Origin of the sequence: Stenotrophomonas sp. S49, from assembly GCF_016624905.1 — a bacterium.
In the GTDB taxonomy this organism is placed as follows: Bacteria; Pseudomonadota; Gammaproteobacteria; order Xanthomonadales; family Xanthomonadaceae; genus Stenotrophomonas.
In genome coordinates this window covers 16,783-40,365 of the sequence record NZ_JACVUD010000033.1, presented here as the reverse complement: position 1 = coordinate 40,365, position 23,583 = coordinate 16,783, and the positions used below count along the sequence as shown (strand labels likewise).

Sequence of the window (23,583 nt, the reverse complement as noted above, 5' to 3'; positions counted from 1 at the left end):
CCCCCGCCCCGCGGCCCCCCCCCCCCCCCCCCGCCCCCGGCCGGCGGGCCCCCCCCCCCCCGGGGCCGGGGGGGGGGCGCGGGGGGCGCCGCCGCGATGGATCACTTGCGTGCGAACGCCAGCAGGTCGGCGTTGAACTGATCGGCGTGGGTGACGGTCAGGCCGTGCGGCGCGCCCGCGTACACCTTCAGCTCGGCATCCTTGATGATCTGCGAGGACAGCTTGGCCGAGGCATCGAACGGCACGATCTGGTCGTCGTCGCCGTGCACCACCAGTGCCGGCACATCGATCTTCTGCAGATCGGCGGTGTAATCCACTTCCGAGAACTCGTGGATGCAGTCGTACTGACCCTTCACCCCGCCCAGCATGCCCTGCTGCCAGAACGAATCGCGCATGCCCTGGGTAACGGCATTGCCGTCGCGGTTGGCGCCGAAGAACGGCGTGGTCAGGTCCTTGAAGAACTGCGAGCGGTCGCCGGCGGTGCCCTTGCGGATGCCGTCGAACACCTCCAGCGGGGTGCCGGCCGGGTTGCTGGCGGTCTTCAGCATCAGCGGTGGCACCGCGCCGACCAGCACCACCTTGGCCACGCGCTTGCTGCCGTGGCGGCCAACGTAGTGCGCCACTTCGCCACCACCGGTGGAATGGCCGACCAGGATGGCGTCGTGCAGGTCCAGTGCTTCGATCACCGCGGCCAGGTCATCGGCGTAGGTGTCCATGTTGTTGCCGTCCCAGGTCTGGCTGGAACGGCCGTGGCTGCGGCGGTCATGGGCGATCACGCGGTAGCCTTTCTGGCCCATGAACAGCATCTGCGGGTCCCAGGCATCGGACGACAGCGGCCAGCCGTGGGCGAACACGACCGGCTGGCCGGTGCCCCAGTCCTTGTAGAAGATGCGTGCGCCGTCTTTGGCGGTAACGAAGTTGCTCATGTTGGATTCCTTTGGCGGAAAGTGGCAGGCACCGGTCGCGGCGACCGGTGTAAGCGCAGTACAGCGCAGCCTGTTCCGCCGGCATTGCACGGCTGTGGCAGGAAGTCGCATTGGCCTCTGGCGGCACACTGGTTTGGGCGGAACCATGCCGGCAAGGAGGGCGTCATGAGCCGAGTGATGGCAGGCGCGGTGCTCGCGCTGCTGTTGGCCGTGCCGGTGCAGGCACAGACCAACGTCTACAAATGTATTGATGGCCCGCACGCGGTCTATCAGCAGACCCCGTGCCAGGGCCAGGCTGAATGGAAGTGGCAGGTGCCTGCGGAGGCGTCTCCGGCCAGGCCGGCCGTACCGGCGGCCCCGGCGCGCCCACGCAAGCGTCGCGCAGGAACGGCACGGGCGGTGCTGATTCCGATCGAGCGCGATCCGGTCGGTTGCAGTCGTGCGCGCCAGCGGCGGGCGGATGCGCTGCGGCCGGACTATCTGCAGCAGCGGCAGCTGGACGACGCCGTGCGTGCGGCCTGCCGTTGAGCGGACATGAAAACGGCACCCGAAGGTGCCGTTTGCGACATGCGTGGCCGCAAGGCGCGAGGGCTCAGTGGCCGTCGCCGCCTGCGCCCGCGCCAGACGCGGCATCGGCCTTGGGCAGGCTCAGTTCCGGGTTGCCCTGTTCGGCCTGCAGGATCTGGATGCGACGCTGCAGGGCATCAAGCTGGCTGTTGGTGCTCTGCACGTCGGTGCTCAGGCTGACCGCCTGCTGCTGCGCCTGCTGCAACGCCGCGCTGACCTGCGCCGACTGCGCCTGCTGCTGTTCCATTTCCTGCTGCAGGGTGCGCAGGCGCTCTTCGTTGTAGGCCACCAGGCGTTCGGTGTAGCGCTTGCCCGCTTCCAGGCGCGTGGTGTCGATATACACCTGGGCCAGCTGCTCGGTCTGCTGCACGAACGTGCGGTACACGCGCTCGGCGTTGTCCACCGCATCGGTCTTGATCACGCGCCAGAAATTCTTTTCCTGGAACAGCGCTACGTAGTAGGTAAGCGTGTTGGCGTTGAACAGCAGGCTGGCGCCGTAGTTGCCGTTGTAGGTGGTGCGCAGTTCGGTCAGTTGCTGGGCATCCATCAACTGCTTCAGCTCGTCCACCGTGTTGCGCACCACCGGGGCCGGGCGTGCCGGTTCGGCAGCGGCCTGGCGGTCGCCACGGGCGGCCATGGCCGACGGTGCCGCCAGGATCATGGCCGCGGCCAGCAGCGCTACCGCGCGCGGGTACCGGGCGAAGACAGTGCCCCCTGAAATTTCTCGCATGTCTGGACCATCCACGAACGTAGTGTGGTTGAGATGAATGTGATTCCCCGCCCGGAGTCTAGCATGGGCGCGCGCGGCGCCAAGCCGGGCGGCGGCGCTCAGTAGACCAGCTGCGCGGGCGTGCACTGGATCGACTGCACCTGCACATCCGTGCGGCCCAGCTCCAGCCCCAGCAGGCTGGCCAGGGTGCCGCTCAGCAGTGCGCCCACGCTGTTCAACACCGGCTTCAGCGCGGCCAGCACCGGGGTCAGTACCGCGCACAGCAGGCCACTGCAGCTGACGGCGTTGCCCGGCGTGGTCACGCCGCCGCCGGCGTACTGGTCCAGGAAACCGGCCGGGGCGGTCTGGATGTAAGCGGCCAGGTTGTTGCGCACGCAGCCGTTGTAGTTCACCAGATTGCTGATCAGGCTGTCGCAGCGGTTGATCAGCAGCCCGCCCAGCAGCGAACCCAGCACGCCGTCGAGCACGCCCAGGCCCTGGCCGGTGACCGTGGTGCGGTAGCCATCCCACACCGGGCCATCCTTGCGGCAGGTGGTCAGGTACAGCGGCGGGCAGGCGTAGGGCACGCCCTGGGTGACCGTCCAGGTGCCCAGCGGATTCAACTGGCGGCTGGCATCGCCGTCGCGCAGCAGTGGAATCACCTTGTCCACGTCGTAGCGGCCGCCGGTGGGATGCGCGGCGGCCAGGTAGCGGTCGGCCAGCGCCTTGGCGGTATCGCTGGAACTCATGCCCTGCTGCGGGCTCTGCAGCATGCCCGACAGCACCCGCAGCAGCTCGTTTACCAGATCGGACACCGCCGTGCCCACCGCCAACGGGTTGATCCGGGTGGAACCGGTCTGCCCGGCGGCCAGGGTGAGATCCTGTTGCGCGGTCAGCGCCGGCAGGGTGATGCGGTCGTTGATCAGCGGCTGGCCCAGCAGGGTCAGCAACTGCTCGCTCTGCAGGGTGGCATCGCAGACGTTCTGCTTGGAAAAGCGATCGGCCTCGGCAATGCTGCCTACGCAGGCACGAAGCACCGACGAATCCACGCGGATGGTCGCGGTGGGCGGCGCGGCACCGCATTGCAGCGATGTCAGCGTGCCCATCGCATTGGTCACGTCCACGTGCAGCGGCAGTTTCAGGCGGGTGCCCAGCAGGTTCAGCAGCGCGCCCACGGCCGGCACGCGATTGCTGTCCACGTCCACCATCAGCCGCACCTGCGCGTTGTAGGCGCGCGCGCCAACGCCGCCGATGGCGATGGAGGGGGGCTCGATCACCCCTGCCTTGACCTCGACGCCGACCAGGTTCAATCCGCTGATCTGCACGCCGTTGTTGTCGTTGGCAATGGAAATGGCAGTGTTCAACAGGTCCAGCACATTGACCTTCGATTCCAGCGCGCTGCCGATGGTGCCGTCGGGCGAGATGACTTCGGCAAACAGGCCGCCGCCACCGCTTTGGCTGCCCAGCGCGATGTTCAGCTGATTGATGTCCAGGCCGGTGGACACCAGGCTGGACAGCGCCTGCAGCTGCACGCCGGCGGTGCTGTTGCGGCCAACCACTTCGGCGGTGGCGTTGACCAGCTGCGCTAGCGATACGCGGTTCAATGCCAGCAGGCGATTGAAGTCGGCCACGCTCAGATCGGCGGTGACCGGAATGCCCAGCGCCTGCAGCAGGCCCGAAGGCGTAACACTGACCTGGGCCAGGCCGTCGTAGGACAGCACCGTGGCATTGCTCACATCCAGCCCGACCAGGCGCAGGGTGGCCATCAGCGGCGAATTGCCATTGCTGCGCAGCAGTTGCGAGCCCACGCTGAACACCGCAGTGGGTTCGGCGCGGCGCGCGACTGCCTGGGTGCGCACCGTGGGCAGTGTGTTGTTCTGGCCGAAGAACGGCAGCACGCTGCGTTCGGTGGTCACGCGCACGGCGTTGCGCGGATTGGCCGCATCCACGGTACTGCTGAAGTGGTCCTCAGCGGCGTGGGCGGCATTCCAGTTGCCGCACTGCACCTGCACCTGGCCGGGGAAGCGGTTCTGGTTGACCGCGTTCTGCCGTGCCGCGATGTTGTCACTGTTGTCGGCGCTGCACAGGTCCAGGCGCTGCGCGCCGGCCAACGCTGCCAGGTCGGCCACCTTCTGTGCATCGCGCTTGGCCCAGTACAGGTAGCCCACTTCGATCAGGCCGAGCATGGCCACCAGCGCGATCATCACCAGCATCAGGGTGACCGACATGCCGCCGCGCTGGCGGTTGAAGGTGATGCGGCGTGACCGGTGCATGGCCGACCTCAGCGTGATGAGCTGGAACGGTTGCTGGAACGACCGACGTCTGGATCGAAGAAGTCGGGGATCTCGTGCTCGAAACTCTTCAGGTAGCGCGCATAGCTGGCCGTGGCCTGGTCGCCCAGGATCGGCAGGCGTGCGCCGGCCTGTTGGCCCGAGGCCTGCAGCCGCAGCACGTTGCGCACGCTGTCGCCGTGCTGCGGGCGGGCGGCGGTGCTGGCCGGTACATAGCTGGGCGGCGGCGGGGCTGGCGGCGCAACCGTGGTGTCGACCGTGGCCAGCGGCTGCGCGGACTGCACCGTGGGTGCCGGTGTCGTCCGCTCGCCCAGCATCTGTCCGGTCAGGGGGGACTGCGTGGATTGCGCCGATGCGTGCGGCGCCGACAGGGCAACGGCGAGGGTTGCCAGGGGCAGCACGGTGCGCAGCAGGGCGGGCAGGGTCATGGGGTTCCCTCGTTGGCAGGGCGGGAGGAGCCGAAGCGTTCCAGCATGGACGGCGGCAGGTGCGCCGGATCGCGGTCGGTGGTGCTGTCGCGCCGGGCTTCCGCTGCCAGCCGCATGCTGCGCGCCGGCGCTGCGGTGGCCGGCGCCGGCGGTGCCATGGCGGCGCTCTGGCGCTGCTGCAGACGGCTGCGGATCTGCTGCGCCTGCTGCTGGATGCTGCGACGGGTCTCGTCGTTGAGATTGGCCTGCTGCGCGAGCTGCTCGGCCGTGGCCGTGTCACCGCGCAGCAGCGCCCACAGCGACAGGTTGGCGGTGGCCTTGGCGTTGCCCGGAGTCAGTTCCAGCGCCTTGGCCAGCGGTTCGCGCGCCTGTTCGAACTGCCCGGCGCGCAGCCGCGCGTAGCCCAGGTCGCCCAGGTAGTCGGTGTTCAAGGGTTGCAGCTGGCTGGCGCGTGCCAGTGCCTGCTCGGCCGCCGCATCATCCCCGGCATGGGCGGCGATCAGTCCCAGCCCGTGCGCGGCCGCGGCGGCCTGCGCGCCGTTGGCCAGTTGCTGGTAGAGCGCGCTGGCAGCGGCGGTCTGCCCGGTTTCGCGCAGTGCGTCGGCCTGCAGCAGGCGCAGCGCGGGCAGGTCGCCGTAGCGCTGGCGGAACGCATCCACGTGCGCCAGCGAGGCGTACCAGGCGCCCTGCTGCTGCATGCGCGAAATCAGATCCAGATAGGTGTTGCGGCTGTCCTGCGGGGCCGGCGTGGGCTCGGCCAGTGTGGGGGTGTGCAGGTACTTGGCCGTGCTGGACGCACAGCCGCTGGCCAGGGTGGCCAGGGCGAACAGCAGCAGGGCAGGGCGTGCAGCAGGCATGGACGTCATCCCATCTTCGACATGGTGGTGGCCAGCGCGACCAGCGCCGGGCCGGAAAGCACCAGCATCAACGCTGGCAGCAGGGTCAGCATCATCACCACGGTCATCTTCACCGACAGCTTGCCGACCTTCTCTTTCAGGGTGTTGCGGCGCTGCTCGCGCAACCGCAGGCTGAACTGCTTCAACGGCTCCTGTACCGCGCCGCCGTGCGCGTGTACCTGCAGGATCAGCTGCACAAGGCTGGACAGATCGTCATCGCCATACACCTCGTTCAAGCGCCGCAGCGATTGCGCGCGGCTGCGGCCGTGGGTGTAGGCCACGTTGGCTTCCTGCAGTTCGCCGCCCAGCACCGGCAGTGCGTCGCGCAGCTTGTCGCCCAGGGTCTGCAGGCTCTGGTCCATGCTGAAACCCACGCCCTGCAGCAGGCGCAGCAGGTCGATCAGCAGTGGCAGTTCGTTGTGTACGGCGCGCTGGCGGCGCTTCACGCAGGCGCCCAGCACGAACTTGGGCAGCAGCAGGCCGGCGGCCAGTGCGCCGACCACCACCATCACTTTGGCCAGCCCGTGTGCATCGCTGAGCGCGATCGCCAGTGCGACCACCACGGCGGCCAGAAGCAGGCGCAGGCCCAGGTAGATGGCGGTGCCGCGGCGGGTGTTCCAGCCGGCCAGATCCAGCAGCAGGCGGTCTTCGCTGGCCAGCAGTGCAGCTTCCAGGCGGCCCCCGCTCAGTTGCCGGCCCAGGCGTTCCAGCCAGCCCAGCGAATCGCGGCGGCTCGCTTCGGTCTCTGCATCGCGTGGCTGCAGGGCGGTCTTCAGCGTGGCCGCACCGCGCGCCTCGCGCTGCCCGCGCACCCAGCCGCCCAGGCCGAGCAGGGCAATGCCGGCGGCCAGCAGCAACAGCGCGCACATCCACCAGGTGCTGGCATTCATGGTTCACCTCCGCTGGCAGTGCAGGTGGTCATATCGATTTGGCCAGTCGGTACAGCAGGAAGGCGCCCACCAACTCCAGGCCGACGGCCAGCGCCAGGATCTTGTGGCCCAGTGGGTGGTGCAGGATCGGCTGGAAGAAATCCGGGCTGGAAATGGCCATCAACACGGCACTGGCCGGCGGCAGCAGGCCCAGCACCCAGGCCGACATGCGCGTTTCCGACGTGGTCGCCGCCAACTCCTGCTGTGCCTGTTCCAGATCGCGCATGAAGTCGCCCAGCCGTTGCAGGATCTGGTCCGAACGCCCGCCGATACGCACGCTCACCCCGATCACCACCGCCAGCACTTTCAGCACGTCCATGCGGTAGGGCTGCGCGGCCAGTGACAGGGCGCGGTCCAGTTCCATGCCGCCGCGCGCGTAGCGCACCGTGGTGTCCAGCAGTTCGCGCAGGGGCGCGGCGGTCTGCTTGCTGGCCACCTGGAAGGCGGCCTGCAGGCTGTTGCCCAGGGCGGTCAGGCGCACCAGGTTGTCCAGGAAATCCGGCAGCTGGTGCAGCAGTTTGGCCTGCAGCTTGCCGATGCGGCGCAGCAGCCACAGCCAGCAGCCAATCAGGTACAGGCCCAGGGTGAGCGGGAACATCCATCCGGTGCCCAGCCGCGCCACTGCGATGGCCGACAGCACCAGGCCGGGCACCAGCATCAGGACCGGCAGTTTCCAGCCCGGCTGCAGGCCGGCCCGCTGCAGCAGCGGATCCCAGGGCAGCGTCCGACGGTTGCCGGCGGCAGCGGGCACGGGCGCGGGTGCGGCGCGGCCGCTGTCGGCGACCGGGCTGCCGGCGCCGCGGGCCAGTTGCTGTTCGGCATGCTGCAGCGAGGCCTGCCGCTGCTCGCGGCTGTGCGCGCTGCTCCACAGCCAGGCGGCCAGGCCCAGCAGCACCGAGACAATGCTCAACACCATCAGCAGCACGCCGGTGCCCATGCTTACAGGTCTCCGTACAGTGAATCGCGCAGCTGCTGGCGGAAGGGTTCCAGCTTGTGCGAGTGCGGGTGGAAGCCGAGCCCGATCCAGCGATCGGTCTCGTGACCGTTGCCGTCGATCTGCACTTCGTGACGGAACATTTCCTGGGTGGTGATCAGGTTGTCGCTTACCCCGGTGATTTCGGTGATCGAGACCAGCACGCGGCGGCCACTGCCCAACCGCGAGATCTGCACGATGAAATCGATGGCGCTGGCGATCTGCCGGCGCAGGCTGTCTTCGCTGCCCTGGAAGCCGGCGAAACCTGCCAGCATCTCGATGCGGTACAGGCAATCGCGCGGGGTGTTGGCGTGGATGGTGGCCATCGAGCCATCGTGGCCGGTGTTCATGGCCTGCAGCATTTCCAGCACTTCGGCGCCACGCACTTCGCCCACCACGATGCGGTCAGGGCGCATGCGCAGACTGTTGCGCACCAGATCGCGGATGCTGATCGCGCCGTGGCCGTCGGCACCGCCAATGCGGCTTTCCAGACGCACCACGTGCGGGTGGTTCAACGACAGTTCGGCGGTGTCTTCCACGGTGATCACCCGCTCGTTGGCCGGGATGTAGCTGGCCAGTGCGTTCAGCAGCGAGGTCTTGCCCGAACTGGTGCCGCCGGACACCAGGATGTTGCAGCGCCCCAGCACCATGGCCTTCAGCAGGGCCTGCATCGGTGGATCGAAGGTGCCCTTGGCCAGCAGCTCGTCCGGGGTGAACGGGTCCTTGCGGAACTTGCGGATGGAGACCATCGGGCCGTCCACCGCCAACGGCGCGATGATGGCGTTCAGGCGGCCGCCGTTGGGCAGGCGCGCATCCACCATTGGGTTGGAATCGTCCAGGCGGCGGCCCAGCGGCGCCAGGATGCGGCGCAGGATGCGCAGCAGGTGGGTATCGTCGGTGAAGCGCTGGGTGGCACGCTTGAGCTGCCCGCCCTGCGAGACATGCACATCCTTGAAGCCGTTGATCAGGATGTCTTCGATGGTCGGGTCATGCAGCAGATCATCCAGCGGCCCGAAGCCGGTCAACTCCTTCACCAGGCCTTCGGCCACCACCTGCATTTCTTCTTCATTGATGGGAATGCGCCATTCCTGGATGAAGCTGACGGTCTGCACCTGCACCCATCGGGCGATGGTGTCCGGCGCCCAGGAATCGATGTCGATGCGCTCGTCTTCAATGCTGTTGAGCAGGTGTTCGTGCGCGGCCGACAGCACCTTCTGGTACTGCTCGGTCTGCGCGAACGGCAGTACGCCCGGGGCCGCGTCGGGGGCGCTGGCACGGGCGAGGGCGTTCGGGAACAGGGTTACTTTGTCTTCCATTGCGATCCACCCAGGGCAAGGGCAAGTCTTTCCCGCAGGCCGTGCGGCTGCACCGGGCAGGCAGCAGGGTCCAGGCGCTGGACCAGCGGGGCGAGGGCGCGCAGGTACGGGTCGCGCGGGGCGTCCTGCAGCAGCAGATGGCCGTGGCTGGCGGCGGTGCGTACGCGCGAGCGTTCGGGCAGTGTGGCCAGCAGGGGCAGTTCGAAGCGTCGCGCAATCTGTTCCGGGCTCATGCCGGCACTGTCGTCATGGCGGTTGATGACCAGCTGCAGGCGCTTTTCGCGGTCACGCTGGCCGGCAAGGTGCTTCAGCGCGTGGTCCAGCGACACCAGGGTGGCGATGGACGCATCGGCGATCAACCAGATCTCGTCGGCCTGTTCCAGCAACAGCGGCGGCAGTTGCCGCAGCGGGCAACCGCCGGCATCGCACAGCACGCTGGCAAACACCCCGCGCAGGCGCTGCAGCAGGGCGCCGGGATCGGAGGGCGGCACCGCGTCGCTGCCGCTGGCGCGGTCCAGCAGCACCAGCCCGCTGGTATGGCGCGCCATGGCCGTGCGCGCCAGCGTGGCATCGATGCGGCTGGCGTTGCGCAGGGCGTCTTCGTAGTGGAAGCGGCTGTCCAGGTTCAGGTATAGAGCCAGGTCGCCGGCCGGCTGCGCCAGCTCCAGCAGCAGGCCGTCCTGTGGGTGTGCTTCGCCCTGCGCCAGCAGATGGGTCTGCTGGGCCAGCACCGAAAGATGCGCGGCCAGGGTGCTGGTGCCCACACCGGCGCGCACGCCCAGCAGCACGATCAGCCGTGCCTTGTGCGCCTGCTGCGGGGCGGCCGCCGTACGTGGCGAGAGCGCGCGCCGCAGCGCGGCTTCAATACCGGCGTTGTCGCTGTCCAGGTCCAGCACATCGCGCAGCCCCGCGCGCAACGCCAGCACCACCCCTTCCACCTGACCAGCACTGGTCGAACCCACGGCCACCAGCACCAGCTCCGGCTGGGTCTGCTGCAGTTGCTGGGCCAGAACGGTGGACGCCGACGCATGCTCGGGCCGGAAGTCGAGCAGCACCAGGTTCTGCTGCCCGCGTTGCAGGTCCTGCGCGGAGGTCGGCTGGGTACTGTCCTGCCAATGCAGCGCCGTGCCTGGCGGCAGCTTTGCGGCCAGGCGCGGCAGCAGATCGCGGTCCATGCCATACAGGACCAGGTTCATCGGCGGTCCGGCGGGATGCAGCGGCTGTGCGGTGGCATAGGGCATGGAGGTGTCCTTGCAGTGGCCGGTCAGCGCGAGAAGCCCGGTACCGGGTCGCGACTGATCGGGCCCAGCAGCCAGGCGCCCCATTCGGGCAGGTTCGGGCGTGCTTCCTTTTCGCCGGGCAGCGCCAGTTCGGTATTGCGCGCCAGCGGTTGCACCAGGCGCGGGGTCACGATGATCACCAGTTCCTTGTCCTGGCGCTTGTAGTCGAAGTTGCGGAAGAACGAGCCGATGATCGGCAGGTCGCCCAGCAGCGGAATCTTGTTCACCGTCGATGCCACGCTGGAACTGACCAGGCCGCCGATCACGAAGCTCTCGCCATCGCCCAGTTCCACCGTGGTATCGGCGCGGCGGGTGGTGATGGAAGGGATCTGCACGCCGTCGAGCGCGATCGCATTGCTGTAGTCCAGGTCGCTGGCTTCGGGCGCGACCTTCAGCGCAATGCGGTTCGGCGCCAGCACCGTGGGGGTGACGGTCAAGCCGATGCCGAAGGGCTTGTAGGTGATGGTGGTGGTGCCCAGGCCCTGCGGCTCCAGGATCGGCAGTTCGCCGCCGGCCAGGAAGCTGGCGCTTTGCCCGGAAAGTGCCACCAGGGTGGGTTCGGCCAGTACGCGGGCCATGCCGTTGGCCTGCAGCAGGTCCACGTCGGCATTCCAACGGTGCTTGGTGGAACCGAACACCAGGCGGAACGCGGAGGACAGCGGCGAATCATCCTCGTTGGCGCTGCCGCCTTCTTCCATGCCCGGCAGCAAGCCGGTGTCGCCGGGCAGGCGGCCGCCGGGGCGTGCGATGCCATAGGCAAACGAACCATTCTTGTTCTGGAAGTTGATGCCGATCTGCTTCAGCGCGGTCTTGTTGAACTCCACCACCTTCACTTCCACCTGTACCACGCCGCCACTGGCAATGGTGGAGGCATCGGCCAGCAGGCCGTCCTTGCCCAGCGCCATGGCGGCGGTCTTCTGCGCCTGCATGTGCGACAGCACGCTGTCGGTGCTTCCCTGCAGAAGGCCCTGCTGGTCCTGCTGGGTGAACGAAAGTCCGCTGTCGGCGGATCCGGCGGCCCCCTGCACGGCGCTCTGCACGCGCACCTGCACGCGCTGCGGTTCGGCGCGCGCGCGGTGCCACAGCAGCAGCGTGGTGCTGCCCGGCGCCTTGCCGACCAGCAGGGCCTGGCGCTGCCCACGCAGCATCACGATGTCGGCCACGCCAGGATCGGCAATGGCCACCCGTTCCAGATCGGCCGGCAGGGTCCACGGGCGCTGCTCACGCGCCTGCAGCACCAGATCGTCGGCGGCCAGGCTGGTGGCAGGCGCCAGCACCACCAGCAGCAGGGCCAGCCAGCGCTGGTGCAGTGATCGGGCAATGCAGTGGCGGCGTTGGGTCATGGAGGCTCCGGAATCCGGTCAGAGGGAACCGCGGGGCGCAGCGCTATCGCCGCGGATGATTTCGATGCCGGCCGGGCGCGGCGCAGTGCGGCGCGGCGCGCTGGCACGGGCAGTGGGTGCGGCGGGGGCGCGTTCGGTCAGGCCCTTGCCGGCCAGTGCTTCGCCGTCCAGGCCGGCAAAGGCATTGTTCTCGGGGCGCTGCAGCGCCGCCTGTTGTTCGGCGTCCAGGCCGCGCACGGGATCGAGCACGCCCTTGGCCGGCGCGAACAGCGCCACATCGGGCAGGCCGGTGTCAGCCGGGTTGCGCAGGGCCAGGAACAGCTTGCCCTGCTGCGCGCCCAGCAGCAGCCGGTTCGCCTCGGCGACCGGCACGGCCAGCACCGCGCTGCGCGCAGGTTGGGTGGCCTCTGCGCCGCCCTTGCTGGTGCTGCTGGAACTGCCTGCGCCGGTGATGTCGGCCGCGCGCGGGTCGTTGTCGGCGGGCGTGGTCGCTGCCGCTTCCGCCGCAACCGGAACGATGTCCTGCTGACCGTAGCTCAACACCCGCAACCGCGACAGCAGCAGGCGGGTCTGTGCCACGTCCTGTGTGCCATTGATCGCATTGTTGTTGCTGCGCAGGTTCATGAAGACATCGACGAAATCACCGGGAAGAATGCGGTTGCCGGCGCCGACCAGCTCATCCACCGGCACCGCCAGCGCGCGCTCGCCAGGCCGCAGCTGCAGCGAGAACCCCTGCGCCAGCAGCCCCTGGTTGATCGCGCTGCCTTCGGCGATGTCCTGCACCGGCACCTTGCCGACCACCGCCGCCAGGTCCGTGGGGGCGCCGGGTACCGGCTGGGTGCGCTGGGCCAGGCGTACCCCGGCCGCTGTGATCGGCTCACCGGCAGGTAGACGGGCAATGGCTTCCACCACGGTAATGGTGGCGGCGCCGGGCTGGCTGGCAATCGGTGCGGCGGCCGGCGCGGTGGCGGGCGTGCGGCCCACAACGAAGGCGACCAGGGCCAGCAGCACGGCCAATGCGATCAGCGCGATGGCGGCGATGCGGGTCAGCTTCAACATGATTCGCCTCTCCTGGTACGTGGGTCAGTTGCTGCCCAGATCGAGCTGGGCCACGGCACTGCTGCGGATCGGATCGCCCATCACCCAGCCATACAGCGTGCCGGTGCCGGGCAGGAAGGGGTGGGCGGCATAGTCATAGCTGACCGTGACCGTCACGCATTGCGCGCTGGCCAGGCCGCTGCATGCGGCCAAGGGGGAGACGACGATGGCGCCACTGCCGCCAGCGCTGCAATCCGGTTCCTGGCTGGAAAACTGCAGCAGCCACTGCATCGACCGACGTGCGGCGGTACAGGCGGCGACGCGGCGTTCGTTGGCGCTGGCATAGCGCAGCGACGCGCGTGCGCCTTCGGCCGAAGCCGTTGCCAGCGTCTGCTGCGCGGCCATGATCATCACCCCGGAAAAGGTGAACATCAGCAACGGAATCAGCCCGAGCATCAGCATCAGCGCGAATTCAATCGTGGCGGCGCCGTGTTGCCGGCGTGGCGCGCAGCGCTTCATGCGGCGCCTCCATAGGTGGTGACCAACAGCCAGCCGATGGCCGCCAGGGCCAGATAGGTTGCGTAGGGCGTGCCCGTACGGCCCTGTCGCGCCTGCTGCATGTCGCGCAGGGCAGGGTGCGCCTGCCAGTGCTGCGCCTGCAGCGTTGCCGGCAGTCGCGGTGCAAGCACCCGGGAGGCCACGACGATGCCGGCGTGCAGTCCCGCGGCCAGACTGGCGACGATCCAGACCGGCAACAGCGCCTGCCAGCCCAGCAGCAACCCCAGCACGGCGAAGAACTTCACATCGCCGGCGCCCATCATGCGCAGCAGATGGAACGGCAGCAGCGCCAGCAAGCCCAGTACCGCGCCAAGCACGTGCGCCGCCAGCGGTTGCGGTGTGGCGGTCAGCTGGCTGACCAGCAACCACGGCAGCGCCAGCGCGCACGCGGCCAGCAGCCAGGCGTTGGGCACCCGACGGGCGTACAGGTCGCTGATCGCAACCCGCAGGCACAGTCCAATGGCCAGCAGTCCCAGCAGTGTCATCACGCACCCTCGTCGTCCATTACCCGCTTGTTCCGTCTGCCCCGGGCGCGGCATCGCGGTGCGATACCGGCACCGGGCCGGCGGCAGCTGCGCGTTCGGTCAGCTGCCGGTGCCGCCGCTGGCCGAGCCAGCCGCGTTGGTCACCACGTTCTTGAGCGTGGTGAACAGCGTTTCAAAGAAATCGCGGATCTGGTCGTTGCCGACCGCCACCAGGATTCCGGCGATCACGGCGGCCAGGAGGCCGTATTCCAGCGCGGTAACGCCGTCTTCTTCTTTCAGGAACTTCTTGATGGAAGCGTTCATGACGGTGATCTCCCTCTACCTGTCAGATGGTGTTGCAGGGCACTGCATGGGTGGTGGCCCGGCTCCGCCGGGATCAACCCTGGGCCTTCGCCGTCCTGGCGGAGGAGGCCGGGCGGTTGGTTCCGCCTGGCGCGTCTGCGAAGATCCGGCTCCCAGGGGCGGGCATCGGCGCATACGCGCGCGCAGCCGGCCGGTCATGGCCGTCGTGCGTACCTGTCGTGCTGCTGCGCATGTCCATCGTTCCCCCTGGATGCGGCCGCTGCTGCAACGCCGGATCACCGTGTTATCGACTTTGCCTGAACGAGGGTGGGCTGCAACCGGAACCTATATGCAAATTCGGCAGATCCGGAAAAATCATGAAGATTTCAGGCCGCTTTTGTGATCGATATCCGTTGGCTGCCAGAACGATTCACGAAAGTGCAGGTTGCGTGATTATGTGATGGCTGCATGCGAAAACTGTGCCATAACCCTGTTTATATTCAGGAATGAACGCGTTGGCCGCAACGAAAGTGTGATCTGTTTACGGACACCGATTATCGGGCATACTCCCATTCAAGGTTATGCGGTTTCCGATGGGGGGTATGTGTCAGGGCCGCCGTCGGCATGCACCAGGAGGTTCGTGGAAGCAGTACACGCCCTGTAAGGCAGTGGGGGCGGTGCTGCGCGGCAAACCAACAGGGGAAAACACTGTCATGGTCGATGGTGGGGTAGCGGACAGCGCCGACAGCGGGCTCAGGTCGATCGACCTGGCCACACTCAGCGGTGTGCTGCGGGTGTGCGACGTGGAACTGCTGCTGCTGGATGGCAACGGTCCGCGCGCGGCATTCGCTTCGCGGGTGCACGAAGAAGCCTTGTTCTGCAGTCTGCACTGCGGCTTCCATTGCCGTGGCCGGTTCATGCTGCCACCGGACTGGGCCATGCTGGGGTATCTGCACACCACTGACGACACGCTCAGCTGGTGCCACGGCGTGCCGCTGGCGCCGGGCATGGCATTGACCATTCTTCCCGAAGGCATCAGCGAATTCACCCTGAGCCCCGGCACCCAGATGACCCTGATGCTGGTGCCGGTGGAGCGCGTGCAGCGCAAGCTGGCCGAACTGAGCCTGCGCAGCACGCCGCCGGCAGGGCAGGCCCTCTCGTTGTTTACCCTGGGCGCCGATGAGCTGCCGCTGGCCCGGCATTATCACCAGCTGCACCAGCAGCTGGGCCAGGGCGGGGTGCTGCAGATCGAAGAGACCGAGCGCCTGCTGCATGAGCACGTGCAGGCGCTGCTGGCCACCGGCCCCGGTGATCGCCCCGGGTGCAGCCGTGCGCGCCGCACCCATTACCTGATCGCGCAGCGCGCCGAGAACTTCATGCGGCTCAACCTGCGTCGCAATATATATATGAATGAAATCTGCGATGCCGCAGGGGTCAGCGAGCGCGGCCTGCGTTACGCATTCGAAGACCTGTTCGGTACCTCGCCAAACCGATACCTGTCGATGCTGCGGCTGTGCGCGGCTTGCCGCAGCCTGTCCATGGCCGATTCCAGCCGGCGTTCGGTCAAGGCCATCGCCCTGAGCTGCGGGCTGTGGGATCTTTCGCGGTTTGCAGATAATTACCGCAAGGTATTTGGCGAACTGCCGCGCGACACGCTGATGCGCGCACCGGCACAGATCGGTCAGCCGGCCTGAGTTACTCCCTGCGTTGCTGAATACCCGGTTCTGCCGGTTTTGCATATCCGGTTGCCGAATCTGGCCGTCGTTTTGCCGGAATGCGCGATTGCCGTGCCGGAATGAAGTGCCCCGTGCGCGCGGAAAGGCGCGAAATGTCAGTCACCTGCCTTGCGGCACTCCACTGACTTTCAAGCTGTACGCCTACGGGGGAATTACTCATGAATCGCATCTACCGACGCGTCTGGAACCGCCAGCTCAATGCCATGGTGGTCGCTTCGGAACTGGCCACCGGTGATAACGCCGGCGCCACCCTGCACGACGCGCGCAGCGCGATGCCGGCGCCGAGCCTGCTGGCCCTGGCGCTGCTGTGCGTATTGGCCAGCGGTACAGCACACGCGACCGAAAGCAACCAGTCGCTGCGTGACCTGCAGGCGCTGGCAGCCAAGTACACGCAGACGATGCCGGTGAAGGTGGATGCCGAAGTGGCGTTGGCGGCACGGGCGGCGCAGGCCAACACCGCAACCAATGCCGATGCGCGCGTTGCGCTGCAGTTGAACACCGGTGTGCTGCCGATCGTGCGCACTGTGGTGCCGGCCAAGGTAAACGTGACGCTGGCTGCGCCAACGCAGTCAGCACCGGCGCTGGGCGCGCAACTCAAGGCATCGGTCGCGCTGGGCGGCAGCGAAGCGGTCGCGCTGGATACAGACGTGGCCGCCGCACTGCAGCCCTCGGCGCAGGCGCCGCTGGCGGCGGCTGCGCAGGCCAACGCCAAGGCGAACATCGGCGTGGGCGGGCACACCGTGGCCGCGGTCGAGGCCGCACCGCGCGTCACCCTGGGTGGGAGCGCAGACCCGGCCGGGCTGAAGGCGGCCGTCGAAGGCAGTGTGGGTGCCAAGTTGGCGGCCATCGGCCAGCGCATCGAAGGCGATGCCGATGTGGCCGCAACCGCTGCGGTCACCCTGCCGGCCAAGGAAGAAACCCCGGGGGATACCGACGACCGCGCGATCACTGCGGCCTTCGATACCGGCGTGGCCGGCAACGTGCGGGTGCAGGGCCCGGATGGCCAGCCGGTGGTGGCCGACCGCAACCTCAAGCTTGCTGCCAACGCGACCGCCACCGCGCAGACCTCGGCGCTGGGGCTGGGCGGCCTGCTGAACGGTGTCGGTTCGGCGCTGGGCGGGGTCGGCGATGCCGTGGGCAGCCTGCTCAATGGCGATCTGAACGGAACGGTCGGCAACCTGACCGGCGCCGTGGGTGGTTTGGTCGGTGGGGCGGTCGGCGGTCTTGGCCTGTCCTCGCCGTCGCCCATTGCCGCCAGCACCGGCAAGGCACCGGTGGCCGGCGATCCCAACGCCGGGCTGATCATCGGCAACGGCGGTGTGGTCGGCGGCCTGAGCGCGCTGATCGGCCCGACCACCAACGGCCTGTTCGGTGGCGATGGCTACCTGAGCAACGGCAACCTGCGGGTCAGCACCGCTAACGTCATGCAGACCTATTCGGCGGTCAACGCACTGGGCATTCCGCTGGTCAATGCCTCGCCGGTGGGCAGCACGCTGAACGGCCTGGGCGGCGCGGTCACCGGCGGCAACTCGCATCTGACCCTGATCGGTGGGGTGACCTCCGACAGCTACATCTACAACATCAACAACGGCAATCCCGGCGGCCTGCTGGGCCTGCTGCTGCCCTCCGATTCGCCCGAATGGGCGGGCAAGTGCCTGGACATCGGCCTGGCTGACATCTCCTGCTGGGCGGTCAATGCCGCGCAGGACTACCAGGTGCTGATGGGCGACGGCGCCTACGCCAACGGTTCGCGGGAAGTGGTGATCGGCGCCAACGCCCGCCACGAACTGCCGCAGGTCGATGCAAACGTGGCCTTCCCCGGCAACGGCACCAACGACCCCAGCAATCCCACCGGCGTGCCCACCGCCGACTACGCCGCGCGCATGGGCCATTCGGTCATCGTCGGCGACAGCGCAGTCGGCACCGCCAACGGACAGACCCTGTTGGGTGCCGAAGCGACCTCCAACCAGGCCAATTCGGTTGCACTGGGCTTCCGCTCGGCCGCGGTGCGCGGCGCCCAGGCCAGCTACAGCGCCTACGGCCTGACCACCGCGCAGGTGTCGGCCGGTGAAGTGTCGGTGGGCAGCGCCAACGGCGGCGAACGCCAGATCACCAACGTGGCCGCCGGTAGTGCCACCACCGATGCGGTGAACGTGGCCCAGCTGCAGGGCGCCATCTCGCAGATCCAGGCCGTGGGCGATGCGGCGGTCACCTACGATCTGGACGGTGCCGGCGATCCGATCTACACCCGCGTCACCCTGGGCAATGGCACCGGCGCCACCACGGTGGCCAACCTGGCCGCCGGGGCGATCAATGCGGGCAGCACCGAAGCGGTGAATGGTGCACAGCTGTACGCCAGCAACGATGCCATCGCGCGCTTCTTCGGCGGCCAGGCTGCGTTTGATCCGGCCACCAGTGCCTTCACTGCGCCGCTGTTCCAGATCAGCACGATCGGCAGTGACGGCGCGATCGCGCAGGGCCTGTATGACAACGCCACCGACGCCTTCGATGCCGTGGATGGCTCGCTGGTCAATCTCAACACGCAGATCACTGATATCCGCAACGGCGGCACCAAGTACCTGCGGGTCAATTCCACCGGTGTGGAAGCCCTGGCAGCAGGTGCTGATTCGATTGCGGTGGGCAGCAATGCGCAGGCGGCCGCTGCGAACAGCATCGCCGTCGGTGCCGACAGCGTGGCCGACCGTGACAACACGGTGTCGGTGGGCGCGGCCGGTGCGGAGCGGCAGATCACCAATGTTGCTGCGGCCACGGCGGCCACCGATGCGGTGAACCTGTCGCAGTTGCAGGCCTCGGAAGAGGGCGCGCTGCGCTATGACCTCAATGGCGATGGCAGCGTGAACTATGCCAGCGCCACCTTGGGCCAGACCGGCACCGCCACCACGCTGCGCAACCTGGGCCCGGGCCAGGTGAGTGCGGCCAGCACCGAAGCGATCAATGGCGCGCAGCTGTTCGCGGCCAACCAGATCCTGGCCACCCACCTGGGCGGCGGCGCCACGGTCGATGCCAGCGGCGTGGTGCTGGCACCCACCTACACCCTGAACAACGTGGCCGCCGATGGCTCGCTCAGCCAGGGCAGCTACAACGACGTGGGTACCGCGTTCGATGCAGTGAGCGTCTCGCTGGCCAACGTGGCCGAGCAGAGCGACGAGCTGGATGCGCGCGCGGTGAAGTACGATGTGGACGGCAGCGGCAACGTGGTCGATTCGATCACCCTGAGCGGTACCGGTGGCGCGCCGGTGAAAGTGACCAACGTGGCCGCCGGCAGCGTCCTGGCCGGCAGCAGCGATGCCATCACCGGCGACCAGCTGTTCGCCACCCACACCACGGTGGCCAGCTATTTCGGCGGCAGTACCACCTACAACGGCAACACCGGCCTGTGGGTGGCGCCCAGCTTCCGCATCTCCTCCATCGCTACCGATGGCACGCTCATCCAGAACGACTACAGCAACGTCACCGCCGCGTTCTCCGCCGTGGATGGTTCGCTGCAGGTGCTCAACCAGCGCATCAGTAGTGGCGGCAGCAGCCCGTATCTGGCGGTCAACTCCACCGCCTCCGCCGCGACCGCCGCTGGCGCCGAAGCGCTGGCGCTGGGGCCGCAGGCCAGTGCGGCCGGTGCCGGCAGCGTGGCGGTGGGCAACGGTGCCAGTGCCAGCGCCGACAACAGCGTGGCCCTGGGCAGCGGCGCGGTGGCCAGCGTGGGCGCGCAGAGCGGCTACACCGGTGCCTATGGCCAGGCGGGCGCCAGCAATTCGGCCGGCGAAGTGTCGGTGGGCAGCACCGGCAGCGAACGCAAGGTGACGCACGTGGCCGATGGTTCGGACACCTACGATGCGGTGAACGTGGGCCAGTTGAACAACGGCGTGACCTACGCCATCGACCAGTCCAAGGCCTACACCGACCAGAAGATCCAGAACATCACCAACGTGGCAGGCAGTTTCCGCGCCAACAACAGCAACAACCTGGCCGATCCGGCCGCCACCGGCGCCAATTCCGCCGCCGGTGGTGCCGGTTCGGTAGCGGCCGGGGCCAACTCCACCGCACTGGGCAACGGCGCCCAGGCGCAGGCCGACAATGCGGTGGCGCTGGGTGCCGGTTCGGTGGCCGACCGTGCCAACACGGTGTCGGTCGGCGCGGCCGGCGCAGAACGCCAGGTGGTGAACGTGGCCGACGGCAGCGCCGCCACCGATGCGGTGAACGTGCGCCAGCTGCAGGCGTCGCAACAGGGCAACATCCGCTACGACACCACCACCAACGGTGCCACCAACTACAACAGCGTCACCCTGGGCAGCACCAGCAGCGGCCCGACCACGGTGCGCAACGTGGCCGCCGGCACGGCCGGAACCGATGCGGTGAACGTGGACCAGCTGAAGTCGGGCATGGCGCAGACCCTGGACTGGTCCAAGGCCTATACCGATGAGCGCATGGGCGGTTTCGAGCGCAACCTGCGCAAGACCGACAGCCGTGCCTCGGCAGGCGTGGCCTCGGCCATGGCCACCGCTTCGCTGCCGCAGCCCAGCGAAGCGGGCCGCAACATGGCCTCGTTCGCAGCTGGCAGCTACAACGGCGAATCGGGTGTGGCGGTCGGTATCTCCGGTGTCTCCGAAGGCGGGCGCTGGATCTACAAGTTCAGCGGTTCCACCAACAGCCGCGGCGAAGCCGGCGTGGCCGTCGGTGCCGGCATCCAGTGGTGAAGCACGCCGCCGGGGCGCCAACGCATCCCGGCGGCGCTGTTCCGTACAACAGGGGGAAGCACATGAAACTGCATCGCATCCTGCAATCGCGCCGCATCGTCGCCTGGCTTGTGCTGTTGCTGGTGGCCGGCCTGCTGGCCGCCTGCCGCAGCCACGCGCCCGCTGGCGATGGCCCGGCCGAAGCCAACGTAGTCTTCCCGGAGGCACGCAAGGCCTCGCTGAAGGAAGGCATCTACCCAGACATCGCCGATCTGCGCCGGTTCGCGCCGGGCATGAGCAAGCGCCAGCTGTACACCCTGCTGGGCACGCCGCACTTCAACGAGGGCATGTGGGGCGTGCGCCAGTGGAACTACCTGTTCAACTTCCGCACCGCGCAGGGCGCCGAATACTTCACCTGCCAGTTCCAGGTGCGCTTCGATGACAAGGGCATTGCCCAGGGCGGTTACTGGAAGCCCGAATCCTGCGCCGCCGTGCTCGACCCGCCGCGCCCGCCGCCGCCGCCGCAGGCCGCCGCGTTGCCGGAGCAACCGCTGCATCTGTCCGCCGATGCGCTGTTTGCCTTCGACAGCGCCGCGCTGAGCGCCAACGGGCAGCAGGTGGTGCAGGGCGTGCTGGGGCAGGTGCGTGAAGCCAGCCAGGTGCAGTCCATCCAGGTGGTGGGCTACACCGACCGCATCGGCAGCGCCGCGTATAACCAGCACCTGTCGCAACGGCGCGCCGAGGCCGTGCGCAGTGCGCTGGTCCAGGGCGGGGTCCCTGGCACCAGCATCCGTGCGGAAGGACGCGGCGCTGCCGACCCCCTGGTGCAGTGCGCGCAGCGCGATCGCGCCCAGCTGATCGCGTGCCTGGCGCCGAACCGGCGCGTGCAGATCGCCGGTGTGGCGCAGCCGCATTGACAGCCCGGCCACCGGGTGTGCGCTTTTCCCCGTGTTTCCCCCCTGGTCTACCGGCGGGCAGGGCTACGTCTCCCCCGTCACCCTGCCTGCCGGTGGTCCAGGCTTTACCCGGTGCCCACGATGAATGCCCAATTCCTGCCCCTGCGCATGAAGACCGATGAAACGCTGACGGTGTACGGGCCGCTGGGCAACCATGCGGTGGTGCGCATCCCCGGCCGCCGCTTGCCCGGATTGATCGTGCAGGCCGATACGGTGCTGGGCTTCCTGACCCAGCTGCAGGAAGCCCAGGCCAGCCTGCGCAGTGGCCGGGCGCAGCGCGCCGATGCCGAACTGGACATGCTGGTGGACCTGCTGCAGCAGTGGCAGGCGCTGATCGAATCGCGCCTGGCCGACGCCGGCGAGGCGTTGTAGCCTCGCGCCCGCGCCGGGTCTATTCGCTGTCGTCCACCCGTTCGCCCATCAGTTCGCGCTGGCGCTTGTCCAGTTCTTCGGCATAGCGCTTGCGCACGAACGCCTCGGATACCACGCCCAGTACCTGGCCATCGCTGGCCACCACGGCCAGTTCATCGGCCTGGGTCTGGTCGAAGCGCTGCATCACGCTCACCACGTCGGCGCTGGCCGACAGGGCCACGTCACGGTTCTCGGCGAAATCGGTGACCGCTGCATCGGCCTTCACCCCGTCGCCGAACAGGCGGGCAATCTGCACGATGCCCGCGTAGTGGCCTTCGCCGTCGATCAGGATCACCCGGGTGCCCGAGCCCAGCGGGAAGCGCTGGCGGAAGGTGGCCGCGTCCAGGCTGTCCGGCGCGGTGGCCACGCCCTTGCGCATCATCCGCCCGGCGCTGAGGGTATGAATCCAGCCCACGTCGCGCGCACTGCGGATGTTTTCGCCACGCAGGTGCATGCGCCAGGTGGAAAACGAGTAGCCGAACCACTGTCGCACCAGCGTGCTCGATACCAGCACCGCACTCATCACCACGCTGGTCAGCAGGAAGTCGTGGGTGCCTTCCAGCACCAGCATGGCCATGGTCATCGGTGCGCCCACCACCGCCGCGGCCAGCGCGGCCATGCCGGCCAGTGCGGCCGAGGTGGCATCGATCACCGGCACACCGGTAGCCAGCCCCAGCAGGCCGGCGAACAGCGCGCCCACCAGGGTGCCCATGAACAACGAGGCGAAGAACAACCCGCCGCGGAAGCCGAAGCCCAGCGAAATGCCCGAGGCCAGGCACTTCAGGGTCAGCAGCCCGCCGATCCAGATCAGTGGCAGGTGGGTGGTCAGGTCCAGGTGCAGCGCGCCATGCCCGGACGACAGCACCTGTGGGCTGGCCAGCGCCAGCGGAATCAGCAGCAGCCCGCCCACCACCGGGCGGCCCCAGGCGGGCAGGGGGCTGCGCTTCACCCCGCCTTCGATCGAGGCGATCAGGCGCATGATGACGATGCCCACCATCGCGCAGCAGCAGCCCAGCAGGCCGTAGATCGCATAGTCGGCCGCGCGAACATCGATGGTGGCGGCGGCCGGCAGCAGGTAGGCATCCATGCCGGCCTGGTCGGCCACGAAAGCACCGGCCAGCGCGGCCACCGCCACCGGCGCCAGGGCCGAGGGCGTGTAGGCGCCAATGACGATTTCGAAGGCATAGAACGCGCCGGCCAAGGGCGCGCCGAACGCTGCTGCAATGGCTCCGGCCGCACCGGCGCCCACCAGGGTGCGCACGTCGTTGCGGCGCAGGCGCATCACCCGGCCCAGCTGCGAACCACTGCCCGCGCCCATCTGCGTGTACGAAGCTTCCAGCCCGACCGAGGCGCCGCTGCCGTTGGACAGCAGGGTCTGCACCAGCACGATCAGGTTGTCCCGCATCGACATGCGGCCGCCGTGCAGGGCATTGGCTTCCACCGCATCCAGCAGGGGGCGCTTCAGGCGGCTGGCGGCCAGGCTGACAAGGCCCACCAGCAGGCCGCCCAACGGCAGCACCAGCAGCGCGGTCCAGGGCAGGGAAGGCAACGAGCTCAGCCGGATGCCGTCGTCCAGGCCATACAGGCTGGCCTGCAGGCTGCGCGCCAACCCGGCCTGCAGCAGGGTCAGGCCGCCGGCGATCAGGCCCACCACCAGGGCCAGCGCAATGAACCACAGGTCGCTGCCGCGCAGGCGCAGGCGAAGGCCCTGGAAGGCCAGATGCAGGCGCGATGGTGAAGCGGTGGGCGACATGGTGGCGGCATGATA

At 68.3% G+C, this 23,583-nt stretch carries 20 protein-coding genes; 5 read left to right on the top strand and 15 right to left on the bottom strand.

Annotation, left to right across the window (positions count from 1 at the left end; translation table 11 throughout):
- Nucleotides 1-101 precede the first annotated feature (101 nt).
- Complete coding sequence (locus IAE58_RS09490; protein ID WP_199933521.1) at nucleotides 102-926, bottom strand: alpha/beta hydrolase; 825 nt, start codon at nucleotides 924-926, stop codon at nucleotides 102-104.
- A gap of 165 nt (nucleotides 927-1,091) precedes the next feature.
- Between IAE58_RS09490 and IAE58_RS09485 the strand changes: the two genes are divergently transcribed.
- Complete coding sequence (locus IAE58_RS09485) at nucleotides 1,092-1,454, top strand: hypothetical protein (protein ID WP_199933520.1); 363 nt, start codon at nucleotides 1,092-1,094, stop codon at nucleotides 1,452-1,454.
- Between the two features lie 64 nt (nucleotides 1,455-1,518).
- Here the strand turns inward: IAE58_RS09485 and IAE58_RS09480 are convergent, their stop codons facing one another.
- From IAE58_RS09480 to IAE58_RS09420, 13 genes are all read right to left on the bottom strand, one after another.
- Complete coding sequence (locus IAE58_RS09480) at nucleotides 1,519-2,223, bottom strand: DUF2968 domain-containing protein (RefSeq protein WP_199933519.1); 705 nt, start codon at nucleotides 2,221-2,223, stop codon at nucleotides 1,519-1,521.
- Nucleotides 2,224-2,321: 98 nt separating this feature from the next.
- Entirely contained in the window at nucleotides 2,322-4,475 is a 2,154-nt protein-coding gene (locus IAE58_RS09475) for a TadG family pilus assembly protein (protein ID WP_199933518.1), read from the bottom strand.
- Nucleotides 4,476-4,483: 8 nt separating this feature from the next.
- Nucleotides 4,484-4,921, bottom strand: coding sequence for a DUF3613 domain-containing protein (locus tag IAE58_RS09470; RefSeq protein ID WP_199933517.1), 438 nt, complete (start codon nucleotides 4,919-4,921; stop codon nucleotides 4,484-4,486).
- On the bottom strand, nucleotides 4,918-5,778 hold the full coding sequence (locus IAE58_RS09465) for a Flp pilus assembly protein TadD (RefSeq protein ID WP_199933516.1): 861 nt from the start codon (nucleotides 5,776-5,778) through the stop codon (nucleotides 4,918-4,920). The genes IAE58_RS09470 and IAE58_RS09465 overlap by 4 nt, the downstream gene beginning before the upstream one ends.
- 5 nt (nucleotides 5,779-5,783) lie before the next feature.
- A complete protein-coding gene (locus IAE58_RS09460) occupies nucleotides 5,784-6,707 on the bottom strand; it encodes a type II secretion system F family protein (protein WP_199933515.1) in 924 nt (307 codons plus the stop codon).
- A 28-nt stretch (nucleotides 6,708-6,735) separates the two neighbouring features.
- Nucleotides 6,736-7,683 carry a type II secretion system F family protein gene (locus IAE58_RS09455; RefSeq protein ID WP_199933514.1) on the bottom strand — a complete coding sequence of 316 codons (948 nt, stop codon included), beginning with the start codon at nucleotides 7,681-7,683 and terminating at the stop codon, nucleotides 6,736-6,738.
- Nucleotides 7,684-7,685: 2 nt separating this feature from the next.
- Nucleotides 7,686-9,035, bottom strand: a complete 1,350-nt coding sequence (locus tag IAE58_RS09450) for a CpaF family protein (RefSeq protein WP_199933513.1) — start codon at nucleotides 9,033-9,035, stop codon at nucleotides 7,686-7,688.
- On the bottom strand, nucleotides 9,020-10,276 hold the full coding sequence (locus tag IAE58_RS09445; RefSeq protein WP_199933512.1) for a fimbrial protein: 1,257 nt from the start codon (nucleotides 10,274-10,276) through the stop codon (nucleotides 9,020-9,022). Before IAE58_RS09445 ends, IAE58_RS09450 begins: the two co-directional genes overlap by 16 nt.
- A gap of 23 nt (nucleotides 10,277-10,299) precedes the next feature.
- The gene (locus tag IAE58_RS09440) at nucleotides 10,300-11,658 is read right to left on the bottom strand and encodes a type II and III secretion system protein family protein (protein WP_108762193.1); all 1,359 of its coding nucleotides are present in this window, start codon (nucleotides 11,656-11,658) and stop codon (nucleotides 10,300-10,302) included.
- Between the two features lie 18 nt (nucleotides 11,659-11,676).
- Entirely contained in the window at nucleotides 11,677-12,717 is a 1,041-nt protein-coding gene (gene cpaB, locus IAE58_RS09435) for a Flp pilus assembly protein CpaB (protein WP_199933511.1), read from the bottom strand.
- A 24-nt stretch (nucleotides 12,718-12,741) separates the two neighbouring features.
- On the bottom strand, nucleotides 12,742-13,215 hold the full coding sequence (locus IAE58_RS09430) for a TadE family protein (RefSeq protein WP_108762191.1): 474 nt from the start codon (nucleotides 13,213-13,215) through the stop codon (nucleotides 12,742-12,744).
- Nucleotides 13,212-13,739, bottom strand: a complete 528-nt coding sequence (locus IAE58_RS09425; protein ID WP_199933510.1) for a prepilin peptidase — start codon at nucleotides 13,737-13,739, stop codon at nucleotides 13,212-13,214. The genes IAE58_RS09430 and IAE58_RS09425 overlap by 4 nt, the downstream gene beginning before the upstream one ends.
- A gap of 99 nt (nucleotides 13,740-13,838) precedes the next feature.
- Complete coding sequence (locus tag IAE58_RS09420) at nucleotides 13,839-14,042, bottom strand: Flp family type IVb pilin (RefSeq protein ID WP_108749830.1); 204 nt, start codon at nucleotides 14,040-14,042, stop codon at nucleotides 13,839-13,841.
- Nucleotides 14,043-14,734: 692 nt separating this feature from the next.
- On the opposite strand from IAE58_RS09420, the gene IAE58_RS09415 reads away from it, so the two are divergent.
- From IAE58_RS09415 to IAE58_RS09400, 4 genes are all read left to right on the top strand, one after another.
- Nucleotides 14,735-15,715, top strand: coding sequence for an AraC family transcriptional regulator (locus tag IAE58_RS09415; RefSeq protein ID WP_199933509.1), 981 nt, complete (start codon nucleotides 14,735-14,737; stop codon nucleotides 15,713-15,715).
- A gap of 200 nt (nucleotides 15,716-15,915) precedes the next feature.
- Complete coding sequence (locus tag IAE58_RS09410; RefSeq protein ID WP_199933508.1) at nucleotides 15,916-20,469, top strand: YadA-like family protein; 4,554 nt, start codon at nucleotides 15,916-15,918, stop codon at nucleotides 20,467-20,469.
- Nucleotides 20,470-20,531: 62 nt separating this feature from the next.
- Nucleotides 20,532-21,365, top strand: a complete 834-nt coding sequence (locus tag IAE58_RS09405) for an OmpA family protein (protein ID WP_199933507.1) — start codon at nucleotides 20,532-20,534, stop codon at nucleotides 21,363-21,365.
- Between the two features lie 120 nt (nucleotides 21,366-21,485).
- On the top strand, nucleotides 21,486-21,776 hold the full coding sequence (locus IAE58_RS09400; protein ID WP_108753301.1) for a hypothetical protein: 291 nt from the start codon (nucleotides 21,486-21,488) through the stop codon (nucleotides 21,774-21,776).
- A gap of 19 nt (nucleotides 21,777-21,795) precedes the next feature.
- On the opposite strand, the gene IAE58_RS09395 is transcribed toward IAE58_RS09400, so the two are convergent.
- Nucleotides 21,796-23,568 carry a chloride channel protein gene (locus IAE58_RS09395; RefSeq protein ID WP_233614874.1) on the bottom strand — a complete coding sequence of 591 codons (1,773 nt, stop codon included), beginning with the start codon at nucleotides 23,566-23,568 and terminating at the stop codon, nucleotides 21,796-21,798.
- Nucleotides 23,569-23,583 lie beyond the last annotated feature (15 nt).